The following is a 1,458-nucleotide window of genomic DNA, read 5'->3' as shown; positions in this document are numbered from 1 at the left end:
TCGGGGCCGGGGCTTTCCAGTACGTCGGTGAGGACGGCGACCAGGTTGGCCAAGTCGTCCCAGTCGGGGGTCGTGGCCAGGAAGTCGGTCAGGCCTCGGTCGGCGGCGGGCCAGTCCGCGAGGGCGCAGGCGACGAAGCAGCGGCCCTGGGCACGCTCGGGCTCGCCCAGTCCGCCGCCCTCCTCGATCTTCCCGGCCAGTTCTCGCCAGAGGGGTTCGGCGGCCGGCAGCCCCTCGGATCTGCTGAACGTGACCGCCAGTTGGAAGGTGCCGGGAATCGGCTCCGCCTCCCGCATCCGCTCGGCCAGTTGCCGGGCCTCGGTCCACCGCCCCGCGTGCCGGTGTGCCTCGACGCGGAGGTCGTCCAGGTCGTCCTCGGGTGTCGGCGCCCGGTCGGCGTCGGCCAGGCGGGTCAACGCCTCGTCCCAGCGGTCGCACAGCATCAGCAGCTCGACGGCCGAACGACGTGCCCAGTCCGCCTCCACCCCCAGTTCGACGCACCGGTCCAGGTCGGCCAGCGCCCGCTCGCTCCGGCCGGTCGCCAGGCCGACCCGGGCGCGTGAGGCATAGGCCCATCCGTGGTCCGGCTCCAGCTCCAGGGCGCGGTCGAGGTGGCGGAGGGCCTCCGGGTAGTCCTTCATGGCGCGGTAGGTCCCGCCGAGACTGGCGAGGGTGATGTGGTCGTCCGGGCTGCGTTCCAGTACGCGTCGGAAGACGGTGACCGCCTCCTCGTACAGGCCCGCGTCGCGGTACGCCACGCCCAGTTCGTAACTGGTCCAGTCGACGTGGGGATCCGTGTCCACGGCTCGCCGCAGGTCCTCGAACAGGCCTGCCCGGTTGCCCAGTTCGTGCTTCGTGTGGGCCCGCATCACCAGCGCCCAGGAGTAGTCGGACTCCAGCTCGACCGCCCGGTCGAGGTCCGCCAACGCCTCCTCGTACCTGCCCAGTTCATGGAGAGCCTGACCGCGGCTGGCCAGGGCCGAGGCGTAGTCCGGTTCGAGGGAGAGGGCCCGGCCGAGCTCGGTGACGGCCTCCTCGTAGCGGTCGGCGCGCCGGTAGGCGTCACCCCGCTCCGACGCGACCCAGGCCTCGTCGGGCGCGAGCGCGACCGCGCGGTCGAAGTCGGCGAACGCCTCGTCCGGCTCCCCTCTGGTGCGGCGCAGCCGGGCTCTGCGCACCAGCGCCCACACGTACTCCCCGTCGATGCTCAGCGCACGGTTGAAGTCGGCGAGCGCCTCGTCGTACCGCCCGAGAGCCTGTCGGCAGACGGCTCGCCCGGTCAGGACCTCGTCGTTGGTCGGGTCGAGGGCGACGGCACGGTCGAAATCGGCGACGGCCTCCTCGAACCGGGCCGCGAGCCGATAGGCCTCCGCGCGCTCGGAGATGATCCACCAGGTGTCGGGGGCGAGTTCGTCCGCCCGGTCGAAGGCCGCCAGCGCGGCCGGTAGGTCGTTCATC

The 1,458-nt window shown here is 72.6% G+C and carries 1 protein-coding gene; it reads right to left on the bottom strand.

Going from position 1 to position 1,458, the window contains the following annotated elements:
* Positions 1–1,458 (bottom strand): tetratricopeptide repeat protein (locus EU811_RS23430; protein ID WP_142940613.1); only part of this gene is annotated, 1,458 nt, incomplete at both ends.

This window comes from Arthrobacter sp. TS-15, from assembly GCF_006964045.1.
In the GTDB taxonomy this organism is placed as follows: Bacteria; Actinomycetota; Actinomycetes; order Actinomycetales; family Micrococcaceae; genus Arthrobacter.
This window is presented reverse-complemented; position numbering and strand designations above follow the sequence as displayed.